This window comes from Solihabitans fulvus (assembly GCF_008386585.1).
Taxonomy (GTDB): Bacteria; Actinomycetota; Actinomycetes; order Mycobacteriales; family Pseudonocardiaceae; genus Solihabitans; species Solihabitans fulvus.
Genome location: NZ_VUOB01000048.1, coordinates 1 through 17,954 on the forward strand (window position 1 = coordinate 1; position 17,954 = coordinate 17,954).

The window sequence follows — 17,954 nt, forward strand, 5'->3', positions numbered from 1 at the left end:
GGGGCGGCTTCGTCGCGGCCGACGCCGTCGGCTTGGTGCGGGTCGACGGCAACGGCACGCACACCCGGCTCGCCGAGACCGGGGGCGTGCCGTCCCAGGTGCGGCCCGACGCCGACGGCGGCGTGGTGTTCGTCGACCGCGACGGCGGCGCCAGCCGGGTCCAACGGGTGGCTGCCGCAGGCCAGCCCGCCACCACTCTCGCCACCGGACCACCGGGCCAGCTCGGCCTGACCACCTCGACGGGCGGGAAGGTGTTCATCACGGGCCGGACCGACACGCTCCACCAGTTGCCAGCCACGGTAGCCAGACTGGACGCGAGCGCGGACAGCACCGTGTCGACACGCGGCGAGGCGGTGGTGTCCAGGGTCGAGGCTGCCGGACCGCCCGATCCTCGCGCTCCTCGACCCGTGCACGTGCGGGCCAGGAGCACCAGGACCGGCCGGGAGTTGGGCTTCACCGTCGACCCGGCAGCGACACTGACGCCCCGCTCCGCTCCCGTCGACGCGGACCGCGTGTGCGCGGTGCCCCGCAACGACCCCAACTACCAGGTGTACCAACCGAAACCGAAGCAGGTCGAGTGGGCCGCCGACATGGCGGTCAAGGGACACCTGTCGATCACCAGGCCGGCCAACTGGAAGAGCAACGGCCTGGCCTCCTACACCCCGCAGGGGATGTTCCCGCCGATCGCGTTGACCAACACCAGCAACGGCCAGGTGCCCGCGCAGGTGCTGCTCGGCATCCTCGGCCAGGAGTCCAACCTCTGGGAGGCGGCCAGGTTCGTGCTGCCGGGCCAGACCGGGAACCCGTTGGTCGGCAACTACTACGGCGTCGACATCTACAACAACACCGAGGCCGACGACTGGGACATCCACTGGGACAAGGCGGACTGCGGCTACGGCGTCTCCCAACTGACCGACGGCATGCGGTTGCCCGGCAAACCCCGGCCCGACAAGCCGAACGACCAGCCGCTGCCGCGCGACCAGCAGGTGGCGATCGCCACCGACTACGCCGCCAACGTCGCCGCCGGCCTGCGCCTGTTGCAGACCAAGTGGAACCAGTTGCAGGACGCGCACATGACGGTGAACGACAACGATCCGTCGAAGATCGAGAACTGGTTCTTCGCCGCCTGGGCCTACAACTCCGGCTACCACCAGCAGGGCGAGCCGGACGCAGCCGGCGCGTACGGGCTCGGCTGGGGCAACAACCCCGCCAACCCCAACTACGACCCGAACCGTCAGCCGTTCGGCGCCGACCCGACGGACTTCGCCCACCCACAGCGCTGGCCCTACCCGGAGAAGGTGATGGGCTTCGCGGCGAATCCGCCGAGCGGCTTCGAGGGTCCCGGCCAGTCGGTGGTGTTCTTCCGTGCGGCCAACTGGAACGGCACCCTGCCTGGCCCCGGCGGCCCCGGCACCGCGGCCCAGAACAAGGCGAACGTGCGTCCGCCCATCAACAAGTTCTGCGACAGCGCCAAGAACAACTGTGAGTGGGGCACGCTGCACACCCCGGACTACCCCGGTGACGGCACCGGCAAGGGCGACGTCCGGGGCGAGCCGTCCGGTCCGTGCGCGCACCGCAACGGCCAGTACTTCGACCTGAAGTGCTGGTGGCACGACTCGGTGACGTGGAAGACCGACTGCTCGTACTCGTGCGGCAACGAGTTCATCCGCTACGACTACCCCGACTTCCAGGACGAACCGGTCGACGGCACCAGCTACCCGCCGCGCTGCGGCGTCGACGGCCTCCCGGCCGGCGCGCTGGTCGTCGACGACGTCGACGACTCCGTGGCACCGGTGAGCAACCCGAACTGCGCGCGACCGGTCAACTCCGGCAGCTTCTCGTTCGACTTCGCCAAGGACAGCACGGGACTGGAGGCGTCCAAGATCGACCTGCACCAGATCGGCGGCGGCTATGGCGCGCACTTCTGGTTCGGACACACCAGGACCGCCGGCGACAACGGCGGCAAACTGCGGATCACTGGGACCTGGCGGTTGAACCAGGCGCGCAACGGCCCGATGAAGATCATGGTGGCGCTGCCCGACCACGGGGCGCAGACCAACGGCGCGACCTACCTGGTCAGGACCGCGACCGGCGACCGGACCGTGGTCGTCCGCCAGCCGGGCGACGGCAACAGGTGGGTTCCGCTCGGCACGTTCATGTTCAACAACGTGCCGGAGGTCAGCGTGTCCACGGTGACGGCGAACGGCGACGGCAGCCAGGACCTCGCGTTCGACGCCATGGCCTTCGTCCCCGTGAACGGGCAGTACCACGAGGAGTCCGTCGAGGCGGACGCGTTGTTCGACGAGAACCAGAACATCGACACGGCGGCGCCGGAGTCGTGGCTGGCGGGGCCGCTCGCCAACCGGCAGGCGCTGTACGACTGGGCCACCGGCACCGCGGGAAAGATCGTCGGCCTGGTGGACTGCCAGCCGGAAGTGGTCGGCGACTGCCTTCAGCCGCACAGTAAGCAGGCGATCAGCGCTTGGCTGAGCCAGGTTCGGGACGCCGGCACCGACCCGACCAACCATCCGCAGGGCAACTCGATCGCCCGCTGGATCGGCTTCGGCAACTCCTACCAGGATCGGCCGACCAGCGCCCTGCGTCCTGCGTCCTTCGACGACGACGCGGGCTACAAGATCCGTCTCCGGGCGACGATGTCGTTCGTCACCGGAGACAACGGCAAGATCATCTCGGGCAGCGAGTCCGCGAAGTATGCCCACAGGACCGCCAACACCCATCTGCCGAGGTTCATGCTGGACCTGTTCCAGGCGGTGCAGGACGACTACGGCATCTCGCGTCCGGACCTGCGGTACCGGATGCCTGACCTCAATCATCACGACGGCGAGTGGACCTTCGTCGACCCCTACACCAACGGTGGCTTCTTCCCCGGGCGTGCCTATGTCTCGTCGGGGATGGCGCCTGCACTGGTCGACTCGTCCGGCGCGCAGTCCACCGACAACGCGGTGTGCTTGGCCGCGCGGGTCAACGCGGGCGGATCCATCGGCTACCGGCCGATGCTCAGCCAGTCCGGCCCGGTCGGCGCGATGAAGGACTGGGCCGACCAGCTGGGCAACGATCCTCGGGTCGCCAAGCCGATCGCGGCGCTCGCCGCCGACATCCGTTCAATGTTCTTCAACGACGGCGTGCCCGGTGTCACCGGCAGCCTGTTCAAGGTCGCGCCACCCATCTGGCAGGAGCTGAACTTCAAGGCGTGCGCGGACGGATCCATCCAGCGGGTCGCCGACCAACCGGTGCTGCGTTCGTCCTGGATGCCGAGTCAGTATCTGTACCACAACAACCAGGCAGTCAATCTCGACGGAACCGCATCCGGCAGCAGCCAACCGGTGCTCACCGGCGACTTCCGGAACTTCAGCAGCACCGGTGCGCTCCTCACCGACACGCCGTACGGTAATTGCAGCGCAGGAAGCGGAAGGACGGGAAATCCGTGGGATCTGCCGGTGGCGTCGGCCTCCGACACCGACCCAGGCACGGGTCACTTCTGCGCCAACGCCGATAATCTCGCACCAGATCCGAATTACAGCGGATAGTCAGGAGTCAGGGTGACTGGACTCGCGCTTGTGCTGGTCGCCTCGGTGATGGTGGTGTGGGCGCTGCTGGCGTGCCTGCCGTGGCGCCAGCCGAGGGGCCGCGCCTGGCTGATGGCCGCGCACATTGTGGCGTCCGTGTTGCTGGCCATCCTGCTGCCGACGTCCCTTGGACGGTGGTGGCTCTGGGTGGTGCCGCTGGCACCAGGCGCGCTGATCGCTGTGGTCAGGCTGCTGCTGGCGGCGGGCGACCCCCGAGCCGTACGACGCTGACGGGTATGACACCAGGTGTGGGGCCGGTCGAGGCCGGCCCCACACCGCATTTTTCCAAGGGTGGTGCGGTGATTCCTCGCATGGCGGCGGGCGTCCTTGCCGTCTCTGTGGCCTTCGCTGTGGCTCCCGCCAGCGCCGATCCCGTTCGCGACGGCCAGTTCTGGATTGGGCAACTGGGGCTGGAGCGGGCCTGGCAGCTCTCGAAGGGCACCGGTGTCACGATCGGTCTGGTGGACACCGGCGTGAACGCGGACCTTCCGGACCTGACGGACGCGGTGCTGCCGGGGCGGGAGTTCCCCGAGCTGGGCGCCGGACCTCGAGATGAGCAGGGCCACGGGACGGAGATGGCGCTGCTGATCGCCGGCCGGGGACACAACGACTCGGACGGCACGCTTGGGGTAGCGCCCGAGGCAAAGATCCTGCCGGCCAAGCTCAACGGCGGCGGCACGGACGTGAACAGCGCCATCAGATGGGTCGTTGACCACGGCGCGACCGTGGTCAACCTGTCGCTCGGCAGCGGGACCGCACACACCGCCGACTACGACGACGGCCTGCGGTACGCCCAAGAGCACGACGTGGTCGTGGTGGCCGCGGCGGGGAACAGCCGAACCGACCGGGGCGTGACCAGCCCGGCGGACCGGCCCGGCGTGCTCGCGGTGTCGGCGGTCGACCGGACGGGCGCGTTCCGGCCCGAGGTCAGCGTGCAGGGTCCCGAGGTCGCGCTGGCCGCGCCCGGTGTGGACCTGACGACCGCGAACAGCCCCCGCGCGAGTCGCGGCACCAGCGAGGCGGCGGCCCTGGTGTCCGGCGTCGCGGCGCTGGTCCGCGCCAGGTTCCCGAAGCTGACGGCCGCGAACGTGGTGGCGCGCCTCACCGGCACCGCCGCGCGTCCCGGTGGCCGGGGCAGGGACGAGCAGTACGGCTTCGGCGTCGTCGACCCGGTCGGCGCGCTCACCGCCGACGTGCCGCCCGTCGACCGGAACCCGTTGGGCACCCTGGTGGAACGTTCGCCCACCACGGTCGAGGCGACGGGTCGGCCGGTGTGGCCGTGGGTGGCCGGCGGTCTCGTCGCGCTCGCGGCGGCGCTCGGCACGATCGTGTTCCTACGTCGGCAGTCCGCGAAATAAGCGCCAACAATTCTGGCGGGCCGTTCGATGATATTCAAGACACGGCCACCGACGTGCACAAAAACTCTGACTCACGTGTCCCGCCAGCGAGACCTGACCTGCCAACGCCTTCTTGCCATCGACTGCGACTGCCGGTTGAATCAAATACGAGAAGCGATTGAACAGTTACCAGAGAGGCAGGTGGGCACCCTTGACGAACCGACTTGGCCGTATCGGTCTTGCTGCTGCGGCCGCAATTCCAGTGGTATTGATGTGCGCGACCAGCGCCACCGCAGCGACACCGGTGAGGAGTTACCAGGTCACCCTCAGCCCGGCCAGCAACCAGAGCGGATTCGTGCAGAACGGCGTGGCGATCTACGCCTGCCCCAACGAATCCGCCTGCGCGGTCAACGGCTACGCCAACACGAGCCAGACAGCCACCGTCTACTGCTACACCATCGGTCAGGGCCAGGGCGACCAACCGCCCATGAACAACATCGTGGTGAACCAGACCGGAGTCAGCGGCTGGGTGGCCGACTGGTGGCTCACCTCATCCACCGACGTTCCCTGCTGATCACGCGCGGTGGCTGACCCCGGGATGACATCGGGACCCGTAGCATCCGGCGGGTGTCCAGCCCCACGCAGACGCAGCCAGGCACGCCGACGCAGTCGGTGACCGACGACGCCGACTCGCTCGGCCCGGACGAACGGGTCGTGCCGACCTGGACCGAGTCGCTGGCCAGGCGCGCCAGCCGACCCTTCGGCGGCCCGCTCGGCCGGCACGCCCTGGTCGGCCGGCATTGGTTCTGGTCGCCGCTGCGGGTGGTGCTGCTGCTGACCCTGGTCGTGCTCGCGCTCGCGTGGCTCCAGAAGTCGCCGTGCATCCAGCAGTACACCGACGAGAAGGGGCAGGTGCAGCTCGACTGGCGGGGCAGCCGCCAGTTCGTCGCGCTGTGCTACTCCGACACGGTCCCGCTGTACACGGCCGAACGCCTCGACCAGCCGGACACCTTCCCGTACAAGACCCACTGGATCGACGGCAAGGGCACGCCGACCGAGCACATCCGCTACATGGAGTACCCCGTGGTGACCGGGATGTTCCAGTGGCTCAACGCGAAGCTCGCGCACGGGTGGGTCGCCGTCGCCAGCGCGGGCTGGCTGCCGAGCGCGATGACGGTGATCGTCTACTTCGACATCACCGCGGTCTGGCTCGCCCTCGCCTGGCTGATCACCTCGTGGGCGGTGGCGCGGCTGAGCGGCAGGCGCGTCTGGGACGGGGCGATCCTCGCGCTGTCGCCGCTGGTGATCGTGCACGCGTTCACCAACTTCGACACGCTGGCCACCGCCTTCGCCGCCACCGGCATGCTCGCGTGGGCGCGCAGGCGACCCGTGCTCGCCGGCGTGCTGCTCGGGCTCGGTGGCGCGGCGAAGCTGTATCCGCTGTTCCTGCTCGGGCCGTTGCTGTTGCTGTGCTGGCGATCGGGCCGGATGAGAGAGGGCCTGCGCACGACCGCGGCCGCAGTGCTCAGCTGGGCCGCGGTGAACGCGCCGATCTTCTACTACTTCCGGCCGGGCTGGCAGGAGTTCTTCCGGCTCAACACCGAACGCGGCGCCGACCCCGACTCGCTGTACAACGTCATCGCCCAGTTCACCGGGTGGCGCGGCTTCGACCAGAACCTGCTGCCCAACCAGACCCCGGACGGCCTGAACGGCTTCAGCCTGACGGTGTTCGCGATCTGCTGCCTCGGCATCGCCGTCCTCGCGTTGTCCGCCAGGACCCGCCCGAGGTTCGCGCAGCTCTGTTTCCTCGTGGTCGCCGCGTTCCTGCTGACCAACAAGGTGTGGAGCCCGCAGTACTCGCTCTGGTTGGTGCCGTTGGCGGTGCTGGCCATGCCGAGATGGAAACTGCTGCTGGCCTGGATGACGATCGACGCGCTGGTGTGGGTGCCGCGCATGTTCTTCTACCTGGGCACGGAGAACAAGGGCCTGCCGATCGAGTGGTTCCTCGGCGCGGTCGTGCTGCGCGACCTCGCGGTGCTCGGCCTGTGCGCGCTGGTCATCCGCGACATCCTCCGCCCGGAGCACGACCCAGTGCGGCAGGCCGGCATGGACGACCCGGCGGGCGGGGTGCTCGACGGCGCCCCGGATCAGCGGCGCCTGCGGCTCGCGACGCCGGCCGGGGCGCGGCGTCGCGAGCCGGAGCCGAGCCAGGTCGGCTAGTGGCCTGGCCGGCGGGGCACAGCGGTCAGTACAGGGACCACAGGGGGACGGCGGCGGCCATCGCCTGGTAGCCCGCGTCGTTGGGGTGCAGGTGGTCGCCGGAGTCGTAGGCGGCCCGCATCTTCAGCGGATCCTGCGGGTCCCTGATCGCCGCGTCGAAGTCGACGACACCGTCGAACACCTTGCTGTTGCGGATGAAGTCGTTGGCGGCCGTCCTGGTCGCCTCCAGCGTCGGCGAGTAGACCCGCCAGCCCTCGAACGGCGTCATCGTCGCGCCGATCACCCGCACCCCGCGCGCGTGCGCCTGCTCGACGAGCTGCTGGTAGGCCGAGATGAGCTGCGTCGGGTCGGTCTGGTGCGGGTCCTGCTGGATGTCGTTGATGCCCTCCAACACGACCAGCGTGTGCACGCCGGTCGCGGTCAGCACGTCCCGGTCCAGCCGGGCCAGCGCGCTGCGGCCCGCCGTGCCGCCGTCGAGCAGCAGCCGGTTCCCGCTGATGCCCGCGTTGAGCACGCCGAGCTGACGCTGGTCGCCGCTGCCGAGCAGCCTGCCGTTGAGGAAGTTCGGCCAGCGGTGGTTCGCGTTGGCGGCCGAGCCGACCCCGTCTGTGATGGAGTCGCCGAGCGCGACCACCGAGCCGACCGGGTGGGCGGTCCGCACGTCCACCTCGGCCACGTAGTGCCACACGTAGGTCTGCTCGGTGTAGGCCGAGCCGGACTCCTCCGTCGAGTGGTCACCGGTGCGGGTGAAGAACGACGTCTGCGCCGCGGCGGGGTGGTAGGTGACCGGACCGGACGGTGTCGGCGAGAACGTCGTCACCAGCAGGTCCGCGTCGGCGGGGACGGTCAGGTTGACACCGTCGCTGAGCACCTCGGCGCCCGCCGGGACCGTCACCGTCGTCCGCCCGCCGAAGGTCAGCGCGCGCATGGTGCCCGGCACGGCCGTTGGGCTGGTCGGCGCCGAGGCCACGGCCACCGTCACGTGCCCGAGCGGCAGCGGCGACGCGCCGAAGGCGTTGGACAGCCGCACCCGCACGGCGGAGCCGCCCACGCTGGTGTGCACCACGTTGCGGATCGAGAAGTTGGGATAGCCGTTGTCCGTGCCGGGGACCGCCGCTGCCGGCGACGCCGACCAGGTGCCGATCCAGCCACCGGGAACCGCGTCGGGGCGGGCCGTGCCGACGGCCTCGCCGCCCCGCGCGGCTCCGGTCGCCGCGAGCACCCCGAACACCAACGCCAGCACCGCGCCGGCAGCCGTCAACGGCCGCCACGCTGTTCCGTGCATGCCTGCACTCCACATCCGGCGGCGGACCACCCACGATGCGGCGTCCGGCGCGGACGCGCAGCCGCCGACCGGGTGACGGCGGCCGGACGGCTGGTGCCGGCAGGCGGACGGCCGGCGCCGGGGGCCGAGCGGCCCACCCGGGCGGTCAGTCCAGCAGGCCCACCGGCGCGGGGCCGGTCGCGGCGGGGGCCGGCCGCCGTCGCGCGGGCTCGTCGTCGACGACGGAGCGCGCGGCCAGGAACGCGAAGAACAGCGCGACCAGCAGCGCGGCCCTGCCCCACACGCCGATCATCACGGCCTGCGCGGCGAAGCCGTCGTAGATCCCGGCTGGCTGGCCGTACTCGATCGCGTAGTACCAGCGGAAGATGCCGATGCCCATCGCGAGATCCGCGACGAAGTAGGCGAACACCCAGGTGAGCCTGACCCGCACCAGCACGAACATCGGCACCAGCCACAGCGTGTACTGCGGGGAGTGCACCTTGTGCAGCAACAGGAACCCGCACAGCATCGCGGCGGACACCGCCACCCACGGGTAGCTGCCCTCCCGCGTGAACCGCCGCCAGCCCAGCCACGCGGCCAACCCGAACGACGCGAGCACCGCGAGCGGCGAGGCGACGCTGACGACGGCCTGGATGGTGTCCTCGTTGGCCTCCGTGGTGAACGGCCGCAGGCCCCAGAACCAGATCGAGTTCGTGGTGATGTCCACCTTGCGCAACTGCTGGAAGGTGAACGACGCCCGCCAGCCGTCGTAGCCGAACAGCGCGAACGGCAGGTTCACCAGCACCACGGTGACGACCGCGGCCAGCCCGACCCTGACCGCGCCGCGAACGTCGAACCGCTTGCCGGCCGGCAGTTCGCGACCGCCCTGGCCGCCGGTGAGCACGTAGAGCATCAGCGGCAGCACGAAAGCGCCGGGATAGAGCTTGAACGCGAACCCGAGGCCGAGCAGCACCGAGGACACCACCGCCCGCCGGACCAGCGGCCGGTTCGCGCCAGCCCGCCCCCAGCCCCGGTGCAGCACGTACACGGCGGCCACCGCGCACGCCACCACCGGCAGGTCCCAGTTGTGGAAGGCGTAGAGCACCAGCGGCGGCCCGATCGCCCAGATCAGCGCGCGCCAGCGCCCGAGCTTGCCGAGCAGCCACCCGGTGAGCAGCCCGAACGGGGCCATCAGCAGCGCGGACCACAGCAGGAAGTCGGCGTCGTTGTGCGCGAAGATCGCGCCGGCCCAGATCACCAGGCCGGTCAGCACCGGGTACTCGACGCTGCCGCCGATCAGCACGCCCTGGCTGTTGATGCCGCCGTCGACGTAGGGGAACACGTGCCGGTCGATGTCGCGGCCGATCCACAGGTGCTGGATGTCGGAGTAGCAGACCTCGCCCTTGTTGCGCTTCTCGTAGTCGGGCTGGCTGCGGCCCCACTGGTCGAACGACGGCCCGGTGCAGCGGTCCTTGTTGGCGAAGCCGAGCACCAACGTCAGGCCGCAGAGCAGCACGACCACGGCGAGCGCGGCGCGGCCGAAGCGGAGCGCGGCGCCCGGCCGGCCCGCTCGCCGCACCAGCGAGCTGGCCTCTTCGGGCACCACAGTCCTCGTCTCCTCCGCCATCGGCCGACCGGACCGCGCTCCGCTCATCGGCCGATGCCCTCGCGGAGCAGCGCGATGTCGGCGGCCTGGCCCTCGGCCGGCGTCTCCACCACGACCGGGGCGCCCGCGGTCGCGCACACCGCGATCAGCTGCTCGGGGTCGATGGTGCCGGCGCCGATGTTGGCGTGCCGGTCGCGGGCCGAGCCGAACTCGTCCCGCGAGTCGTTCAGGTGCACCAGGTCGATCCGCCCGGTGATGGCCTTGACCCGCTCCACGATGCCGACGAGGTCCTCGCCCGCCGCGAACGCGTGGCAGGTGTCGAGGCAGAAGCCCGCGCCGAACTCGCCGACGGCGTCCCACAGCCTGGCCAGCATGTCGAAGCCGCGGGCCATGGCGTTGTCGCCGCCCGCGGTGTTCTCGATCAGGATCGGCGTCGCGAACCCGCCGGCCTCGGCCTGCCGCTCGAACAGCTTCCGCCAGTTCGCCACGCCCTCTGCCGGGTCCTCGCCCTTGGTGACGTGCCCGCCGTGCACGATCAGGCCCTTGGCGCCGACCGTCGCGGCGGCCTCGGCCTGCTGGAGCACCGACTTGCGGGACGGTATGCGGATGCGGTTGTTCAGCGAGGCGACGTTGATGACGTAGGGGGAGTGCACGAAGACCGTCAGGTCGGACGCCAGCAGCCCCTCGGTCTGCGGGTGCGGCTTTGGCGCCTTCCAACCCTGGGGATCGGACAGGAAGAACTGAACGACCTCGGCGCCGCGTTCCTCGGCCGCGCCGAGTGGGTCGTCGTCCCGGACATGGGCCCCGATGCGCATGACCATGCAGGGTAGTCGGCCTAGCAGACCGGCCAGGATCCGCCGTGGAAGATTCTCAGATCGACGGCATGACAGGCGTCACCATCGGCGCGTACCGTCGTTTCACCCGTATAGAGATTACTGACGGGTAGGCCGGAGGGGCGCGATGCGGGCGCGTTTGCACAGGTTGGTGGCCCTTGCCACCGTGCTTCTCGCGGTCGGCGGCTCGGCGCTGCTGGCCGGGGCAGGCACAGCGGCCGCGGCCGAGCCGATCGTGATCGGCAGCTGCGCCACCTCGATCCAGGGCGCACCGGGCCAACCGGTGTCGCTGAGCCCGGCCGCCGTCGTCGACCCGATCGTCAACCTGGTCAGGGCGGTTCCGCTGCTCGGGCCGCCGCTGGCCGAGCCGTTCCGGCAGGCCTTCGCGGCGCTGCCGGCCATCCCGATCGGCGCGATTCCGACCGGCAACGGCTACATCACCGGCGGGACGATCGCGAACCAGGTGGTCGCCGCCCTGAACCAGATCCCGCTGCTCGGCCCGGTCCTCGGCGTCGTGGTCGGCGGCGTCCAGCAGGCGCTCACGGCCGGCTGCGGCGTGGCCGTGCAGGGCGTGAACCAGGTCGCCGCCCCGGTGCAGGACGGCGCGAAGTCCATCGCGGACGCCTCGCAGCAGGCGACCGCGAACCTCCCTAGGATCCCCGGCCTGACCCCGCAGCAGCCCGGCGCGACCAAGCCGGGCCAGCAGCCGGGCACCCAGCAGCCGCAGCAGCCCGGCCAGACCGGCCAGCAGACCCAGCCTGGCGCGGTGGCCCCCCAGGGCATCGGCGACCCGCTCGGCGGCTTCGTCACCGGCGACACGCAGCTGTTCGACCCGACGGGCGCGTTCGGCGCCAACTTCGGCAGGGTGCCGCTGTTCAGCTACGGCTCGCTGCCCTTCGCCTCGCCCGGCCTGTTCGCCCCGTCACCCGGGGTGCGCTACGGCGGCCAGGTGCCCGGCTACTCGCCGCAGTTCGGCGCGGCCGGCACGGAGTCGACCCCGTCCGACGGCGTGCAGACCGCTGGCCAGGCCCAGGCGCTGCCGGCGGGTCCGGCAGGCGGCCGGGTCGCCTTCCCCGTGCTGCTCGCGGTCCTCGTGCTCTCCGGTGTGACGGCCGCCACCGTGCGGACCTGGGTGCTACGCCGCGCGGCCGCCTGAGTCAAGGGGTGCCGGGGGCGTCCGGTACTCTCGTGGGGTTGCTGACGCGACGACCCTCCTGCCACGGAACGTCCGTGGCCGCGAGTCCACAGGAGGTGAGTGGTCTACATGCGTCATTACGAAGTTATGGTCATCCTCGACCCCAGTCTCGATGAGCGCACCGTTGCGCCGTCGCTCGACACGTTCCTCAACGTCATCCGCACGACGGGTGGCAACGTGGAGAAGGTCGAAGTCTGGGGCAAGCGCCGGCTTTCGTTCGAGATCAAGAAGAACACCGAGGGTATCTACGCGGTGCTCGACCTGACCTCGGAGGCCGACGCGGTGAAGGAGCTGGACCGCCAGCTGTCCCTGAACGAGTCGGTGCTGCGGACCAAGGTCATGCGGCGCGAAGGCTCCCGGGCCTAGAGACCGGGAGGGCTCCCACACCATGGCTGGTGAGACGACGATCACGGTGGTCGGAAACCTGACCTCCGACCCGGAACTCCGCTTTACCCAGTCCGGGGCGGCGGTGGCCGGCTTCACGGTCGCCTCGACCCCCCGCACGTTCGACAAGCAGTCGGGCGAGTGGAAGGACGGCGAAGCGCTGTTCCTGCGATGCAGTGTCTGGCGACAGGTCGCGGAGAACGTGGCCGAGTCCCTCACCCGCGGCTCGCGGGTGATCGTGAGCGGACGGTTGCGTCAGCGTTCCTATGACACAAAGGAAGGCGAGAAGCGCACCGTCATCGAGCTTGAGGTCGACGAGATCGGCCCCTCGCTGCGCTACGCGACAGCCAAGGTCAACAAGGTCAGCCGCGGTGGCGGGGGCGGCGGTGGTGGCGGCTTCGGCGCGCCCTCCGGCGGTTCCTCCAACAGCGGCCCCTCGGACGACCCGTGGGGTTCCGCCCCGCCGGCAGGCTCCGGCGGTTTCGCCGACGAGCCCCCGTTCTGACCGCATCGCGCGTCATCCAGAACAACCTTCAACCGCGTTAATCCAGGAGTTCACCCGTGGCTAAGCCGCCTGTGCGCAAGCCGAAGAAGAAGGTTTGTGCGTTCTGCAAGGACCGCAACGCCAACCTGATCGACTACAAGGACACCACCCTGCTGCGGAAGTACATCTCCGACCGCGGCAAGATCCGTGCCCGCCGGGTGACCGGCAATTGCAGCCAGCACCAGCGTGACGTCGCTGTCGCCGTCAAGAACGCGCGCGAGATGGCGCTGCTGCCCTACACCTCGACCGCCCGCTGAGCGCGGCCCGAGACTGATTGCGCAGGAGCAGATCATGAAGCTCATTCTCACCGCTGACGTGAGCGGCCTCGGCGGCCCTGGCGACATCGTCGAGGTCAAGGACGGTTACGGCCGTAACTACCTGCTGCCTCGCGGCCTGGCCATTCAGGCCACCAAGGGTGCCGAGAAGCAGGTCGAGGTCATCCGTCGCGCCCAGGAGACCCGCCGGATCCGCGACCTCGACCACGCCAAGGAGGTCAAGGCCACCCTCGAGGGCCTCGGCACCGTGGCGCTGAAGGCGAAGGCCGCGGCCGGCGGCGGCAAGCTGTTCGGCTCGGTCACCACCGCCGACATCGTGGCCGCTGTTCGGGCCGCGGGCGGTCCGACGCTGGACAAGCGCGCCGTCGACGTGTCCAACCACATCAAGACCACGGGCAAGCACTCGGTGAACGTCCGACTGCACCCCGAGGTCACCGTGGCACTGGCCGTCGACGTCACCGCGGCTGGCTGACCCAGGCACAGGTTCGAACACGGGCGAACGTGACGTCGGGGCACTGATTTAGCCCCGACGTCACGTTCGCCCGATTCGGTGCTGAGAAAGCGTCGTCCCGCCGGTTCCGCCGGTAGGGGCGGCGCTTTCGCTCGTTTGCAGCAGCGTGCTGTTGTCACCCGCCTGTGGACAGTTCGCTGTGACAGTCCACCTACGACACGCCGAAACGCCCGTCACACGCGACACGCCGAGGGCCGGCGAAGTCAGTTTTTCCACACGTTGTACACAGCCTCTGACCTGTGATTATTTCCGTCACTCGCCGGTTTGTCCCCAGGTTGTCCACATGCGGCCACCCGGTTGTGGCCAGCCGCCGACAGTTGTCCCCATGGTGTCCACAGGGGCGTCCCCAGGCAGGTTTGCCTGGTCCGGACGGGGGATCTAGCGTCCGAGTTCGCAGCGGCCTCCCTCGCTGTGCGTGGCGGCCGGGAATTGTCGGACCGGCGAGGTACAAAACGAGTGACCGCGCGCCGAGGGGGCAGGCTGCGCGACATCCCGAAACGCATGGAGGTGGGGGCGCGGTGGCGTTGGTTGACGACCGGGGAGCAGAGTCCGGGTTCGAGCGGCAGCCACCGCAGGATCTCGCCGCGGAGCAGTCCGTGCTCGGCGGCATGCTGCTGAGCAAGGACGCGATCGCCGACGTGATCGAGGCGCTCAGCCCGAGCGACTTCTACCGCCCGGCGCACCAGGCGATCTACGACTGCATCCTCGACCTCTACGGGCGCGGCGAGCCTGCCGACCCGATCACCATCTCCGCCGAGCTTGAGCGCAAGGGCGAGCTGCTGCGCATCGGCGGGGCGCCGTACCTGCACACGCTCATCGCGACCGTGCCGACCGCGGCCAACGCCGGCTACTACGCCGAGATCGTGTCCGAGAAGGCGGTGCTGCGCAGGCTCGTCGAAGCGGGCACCAGGATCGTCCAGCTCGGCTACAACGGCGCCGAGGGCGCGGACGTCGACGAGGTCGTCGACCGCGCGCAGGCCGCCATCTACGAGGTCACCGAGCGGCGCACGAGCGAGGACTACGTCGCCCTCGAAGAGCTGTTGCAGCCGACCATGGACGAGATCGACGCGATCGCCTCGCGCGGCGGGTCCTCGCTCGGCGTGCCGACCGGCTTCGTCGACCTCGACGAGGTGACCAACGGCCTGCACCCCGGCCAGATGATCATCGTCGCGGCGCGTCCCGGTGTGGGCAAGGCGCTCGCGCTGGACACCCCGCTGCCGACCCCGTCCGGTTGGACCACGATGGGCGAGGTGGGCGTCGGTGACACGCTGATCGACGCCGACGGCCGACCGACCACGGTCGTCGCCGCCACCGAGGTGATGACCGGCCGGCCGTGTTACGAGGTCGAGTTCTCCGACGGGACCGTCATCGTCGCCGATGCCGAACACCAGTGGCTGACTGAGACCAGGGCGTCACGGCGTTCCGCACAGCAGGCGGCGACGGGATACAACGGCTACCGGAACCAACGCACCTTCGCCGAGGTGCGCACCACCGAGGACATCGCGGCCACCCTGCGCTGCGCGACTGCGGACCGCAGACTGAACCACTCGGTGAACGGTTGCCGGCCGCTCGACCTGCCGGATCGCGAGCTGGCCCTCGCGCCCTACGTGCTCGGCGTCTGGCTTGGCGACGGACATTCCGCAGGAGCCCGGTTCACCACGGCCGACCCCGAGATCGTCTGGCATGTCGAAGCTGAGGGCTTCGACGTGGTCCCGCACGGAAATCTGCTGTATGGCATCCGCCTGCCGGCTCCCGTTCTCCGGACGCTCGGAGTGCTGGGCGACAAGCACATTCCGGTCGAGTACCTGAGGGCGTCCGAACCGCAGCGGCGCGCACTGTTGGCCGGTCTGCTCGACACCGACGGCACGGTGTTGCCCAGCGGGTCGGTCCAGTTCGCGGTGACCAACCGGCGGCTGGCGGAGGACACCTACGACCTGGTCGTCGGGCTCGGCTACCGCTGCTCGTTGACCACCAAGCGGGTCAAGGGGCGGTCCGAGGAGTCGTCGACCGCCTACCTGCTCACCTTCACCACGCAGGACGACGTGTTCCGGCTGGAGCGGAAGCGGTTGGTGCACAAGGAACGCAACACGCGCACCCCTCGCATGACCGGCTCGAGGTTCATCGTCGACGTGCGAGCGATCCCGTCCGTACCGGTGCGGTGCGTCGAGGTGGACAACCCCGATCACCTGTATCTCGCCAGTCGATCGATGATCCCCACGCACAACTCGACCCTGGGACTGGATTTCGCCAGGTCGTGCTCGGTGAAGCACGGCATGACCAGCGTCATCTTCTCGCTGGAGATGAGCCGCACCGAGATCGTCATGCGCATGCTGTCCGCCGAAGCGCGGATCCGGCTCGGCGACATGCGCGGTGGCCGGATGAGCGACGACGACTGGACCAGGCTGGCCAGGCGGATGAGCGAGATCAGCGAGGCGCCGCTGTTCGTGGACGACTCGCCGAACATGACCATGATGGAGATCAGGGCCAAGGCGCGGCGGCTCAAGCAGCGCAACGACCTTCGGTTGATCATCCTCGACTACATGCAGCTGATGAGCTCGGGCAAGCGCGTGGAGTCCCGGCAGCAGGAGGTCTCGGAGTTCTCCCGAAACCTCAAGCTGCTGGCCAAGGAGCTCGAGGTGCCGGTCGTCGCGATCAGCCAGCTCAACCGTGGTCCCGAGCAGCGCACAGACAAGCGCCCGATGCTGTCCGACCTCCGCGAGTCCGGCTGCCTCACGCTCAACACCAGGGTGTTGCGCGCGGACAACGGGACCGAGGCCACCCTCGGTGAACTGCTCGACTCGGGCGAGCAGCCGGTTGTGTGGTCGCTGGACGAACGCCTCCGCATGGTGCCCCGCCCGATGACGAGGGTGTTCTCCAGCGGAGTCAAGGAAGTCTTTCGGCTGCGCCTCGCGTCCGGGCGTGAGGTGGAGGCGACAGCCAACCATCCGTTCCAGACCATCGACGGCTGGGTTCCACTGGGTGAACTGGGCGTCGGAGATCGGCTCGCGGTGCCCCGCACGGTGCCCGAACCACTCCAGCCGACGCCGATGCCCGACGCCGAAGTGATCATGCTCGGCCACCTGATCGGCGACGGGTCCTTCGTGCGCAGGCAGCCGATCAGGTACGCGAGCACGGACGAGGCAAACCTTCGTGCCGTCACCGAGGCTGCCACGCACTTTGGTGTCACCGCTGTCCGTGACGACCATGCCGCCGCCCGGTGCACCTCGTTGCGGCTGCCCGCGCCGTACCACCTGACCCGCGGCAGACGGAATCCGATCGCGGCGTGGCTCGACGAACTCGGTCTCTTCGGCCTGCGAAGCCATGAGAAGTTCGTGCCGCCGGCCGTGTTCTCCTTGGCAAGGGACCAGGTGGGCCTGTTCCTGCGGCACCTGTGGGCCACCGACGGCTCGGTCCGCTGGGACGACAAGGCCGGCCAGGCCCGGATCTACTACGCCTCGACCAGCCGCAGGTTGGTCGAGGACGTGGCGCGACTGCTTCTCCGGTTCGGCGTGCTCAGCCGGATCAAGCGGGCGCCCAAGAGCGGCTATCGGGACGGCTGGCATCTCTACGTCTACGGCGCGGAAAACCAGTTGATCTTCCTCGATGAGATCGGTGTGCACGGCCTGCGCGGTCTCTCCGCGCAGGTTGCGGCCGAGCAGCTGCGCGGCATTGCCGGCAACACCAACCTCGACACCGTTCCTCGCGAAATCTGGCAGCAGGTAAGGGGAATCCTGGCAGCGCAGCGCATGACGCACCGCGAGTTCGCGGCCGCGATGGGCTCGCGCTTCTGCGGCTCGACGATGTGGAAGCACGCACCAAGCCGCTCCAGGTTGGCCAGGGCCGCCGCTGTGCTCGACGATGCCGATCTCGACCTTCTCGCCACGAACGACGTGTTCTGGGACGAGGTGGTCGAGATGGTCAGCCTTGGTGAGCAGCCCGTCTACGACGCAACCGTGCCGGGAACCCACAACTTCGTGGCGGATGGCATCGCGGTCCACAACTCCCTGGAGCAGGACGCCGACATGGTGATCCTGATCAACCGCCCGGACGCCTGGGAGCGGGACGACCCGAGGGCCGGCGAGGCCGACCTGATCCTGGCCAAGCACCGCGCCGGCCCGACCTCGACGGTCACCGTCGCCCACCAGCTGCACTACAGCCGGTTCGCCGACCTCGCCCAGGGCTGAGTTCGCGGCGGGAC

General features: G+C 69.7%; 14 protein-coding genes. 11 read left to right on the top strand and 3 right to left on the bottom strand.

Features of this window, described 5'->3' with window-relative positions; all coding sequences use genetic code 11:
• From F0L68_RS42660 to F0L68_RS25685, 5 genes are all read left to right on the top strand, one after another.
• Positions 1-3,548, top strand: a 3,548-nt coding sequence (locus F0L68_RS42660) for a golvesin C-terminal-like domain-containing protein (protein ID WP_188316828.1), incomplete at its 5' end; no start/stop codon positions are given.
• A 12-nt stretch (positions 3,549-3,560) separates the two neighbouring features.
• Complete coding sequence (locus F0L68_RS25670; protein ID WP_149852371.1) at positions 3,561-3,818, top strand: hypothetical protein; 258 nt, start codon at positions 3,561-3,563, stop codon at positions 3,816-3,818.
• Between the two features lie 68 nt (positions 3,819-3,886).
• Complete coding sequence (locus tag F0L68_RS25675) at positions 3,887-4,945, top strand: S8 family serine peptidase (protein ID WP_188316829.1); 1,059 nt, start codon at positions 3,887-3,889, stop codon at positions 4,943-4,945.
• Between the two features lie 250 nt (positions 4,946-5,195).
• A complete protein-coding gene (locus F0L68_RS25680) occupies positions 5,196-5,498 on the top strand; it encodes a hypothetical protein (protein WP_149852373.1) in 303 nt (100 codons plus the stop codon).
• A 53-nt stretch (positions 5,499-5,551) separates the two neighbouring features.
• Positions 5,552-7,144: a glycosyltransferase family 87 protein gene (locus F0L68_RS25685; protein WP_438672319.1), complete on the top strand. Its 1,593-nt coding sequence runs from the start codon at positions 5,552-5,554 to the stop codon at positions 7,142-7,144.
• Positions 7,145-7,169: 25 nt separating this feature from the next.
• Here F0L68_RS25685 and F0L68_RS25690 read toward each other — a convergent pair whose 3' ends face one another.
• The 3 genes from F0L68_RS25690 to F0L68_RS25700 form a co-directional block, all read right to left on the bottom strand.
• A complete protein-coding gene (locus F0L68_RS25690; RefSeq protein ID WP_149852374.1) occupies positions 7,170-8,429 on the bottom strand; it encodes an SGNH/GDSL hydrolase family protein in 1,260 nt (419 codons plus the stop codon).
• Positions 8,430-8,574: 145 nt separating this feature from the next.
• Positions 8,575-10,035: a glycosyltransferase family 87 protein gene (locus F0L68_RS25695; RefSeq protein WP_149852375.1), complete on the bottom strand. Its 1,461-nt coding sequence runs from the start codon at positions 10,033-10,035 to the stop codon at positions 8,575-8,577.
• 23 nt (positions 10,036-10,058) lie between these two features.
• The gene (locus F0L68_RS25700; protein WP_149852376.1) at positions 10,059-10,829 is read right to left on the bottom strand and encodes a deoxyribonuclease IV; all 771 of its coding nucleotides are present in this window, start codon (positions 10,827-10,829) and stop codon (positions 10,059-10,061) included.
• Between the two features lie 145 nt (positions 10,830-10,974).
• On the opposite strand from F0L68_RS25700, the gene F0L68_RS25705 reads away from it, so the two are divergent.
• The 6 genes from F0L68_RS25705 (at position 10,975) to F0L68_RS25730 (ending at position 17,940) form a co-directional block, all read left to right on the top strand.
• Positions 10,975-12,003 (top strand): hypothetical protein, encoded by a 1,029-nt coding sequence (locus tag F0L68_RS25705; RefSeq protein ID WP_149852377.1) that lies wholly within the window; start codon positions 10,975-10,977, stop codon positions 12,001-12,003.
• A 108-nt stretch (positions 12,004-12,111) separates the two neighbouring features.
• Entirely contained in the window at positions 12,112-12,408 is a 297-nt protein-coding gene (gene rpsF / locus F0L68_RS25710) for a 30S ribosomal protein S6 (RefSeq protein ID WP_149852427.1), read from the top strand.
• A gap of 22 nt (positions 12,409-12,430) precedes the next feature.
• Positions 12,431-12,931 (top strand): single-stranded DNA-binding protein, encoded by a 501-nt coding sequence (locus tag F0L68_RS25715; RefSeq protein WP_149852378.1) that lies wholly within the window; start codon positions 12,431-12,433, stop codon positions 12,929-12,931.
• Positions 12,932-12,987: 56 nt separating this feature from the next.
• On the top strand, positions 12,988-13,227 hold the full coding sequence (gene rpsR / locus F0L68_RS25720) for a 30S ribosomal protein S18 (protein WP_033428226.1): 240 nt from the start codon (positions 12,988-12,990) through the stop codon (positions 13,225-13,227).
• A 31-nt stretch (positions 13,228-13,258) separates the two neighbouring features.
• A complete protein-coding gene (rplI, locus tag F0L68_RS25725; protein ID WP_188316832.1) occupies positions 13,259-13,717 on the top strand; it encodes a 50S ribosomal protein L9 in 459 nt (152 codons plus the stop codon).
• Positions 13,718-14,364: 647 nt separating this feature from the next.
• A complete protein-coding gene (locus F0L68_RS25730; protein ID WP_240543007.1) occupies positions 14,365-17,940 on the top strand; it encodes a replicative DNA helicase in 3,576 nt (1,191 codons plus the stop codon).
• The last annotated feature ends 14 nt before the right edge of the window (positions 17,941-17,954 follow it).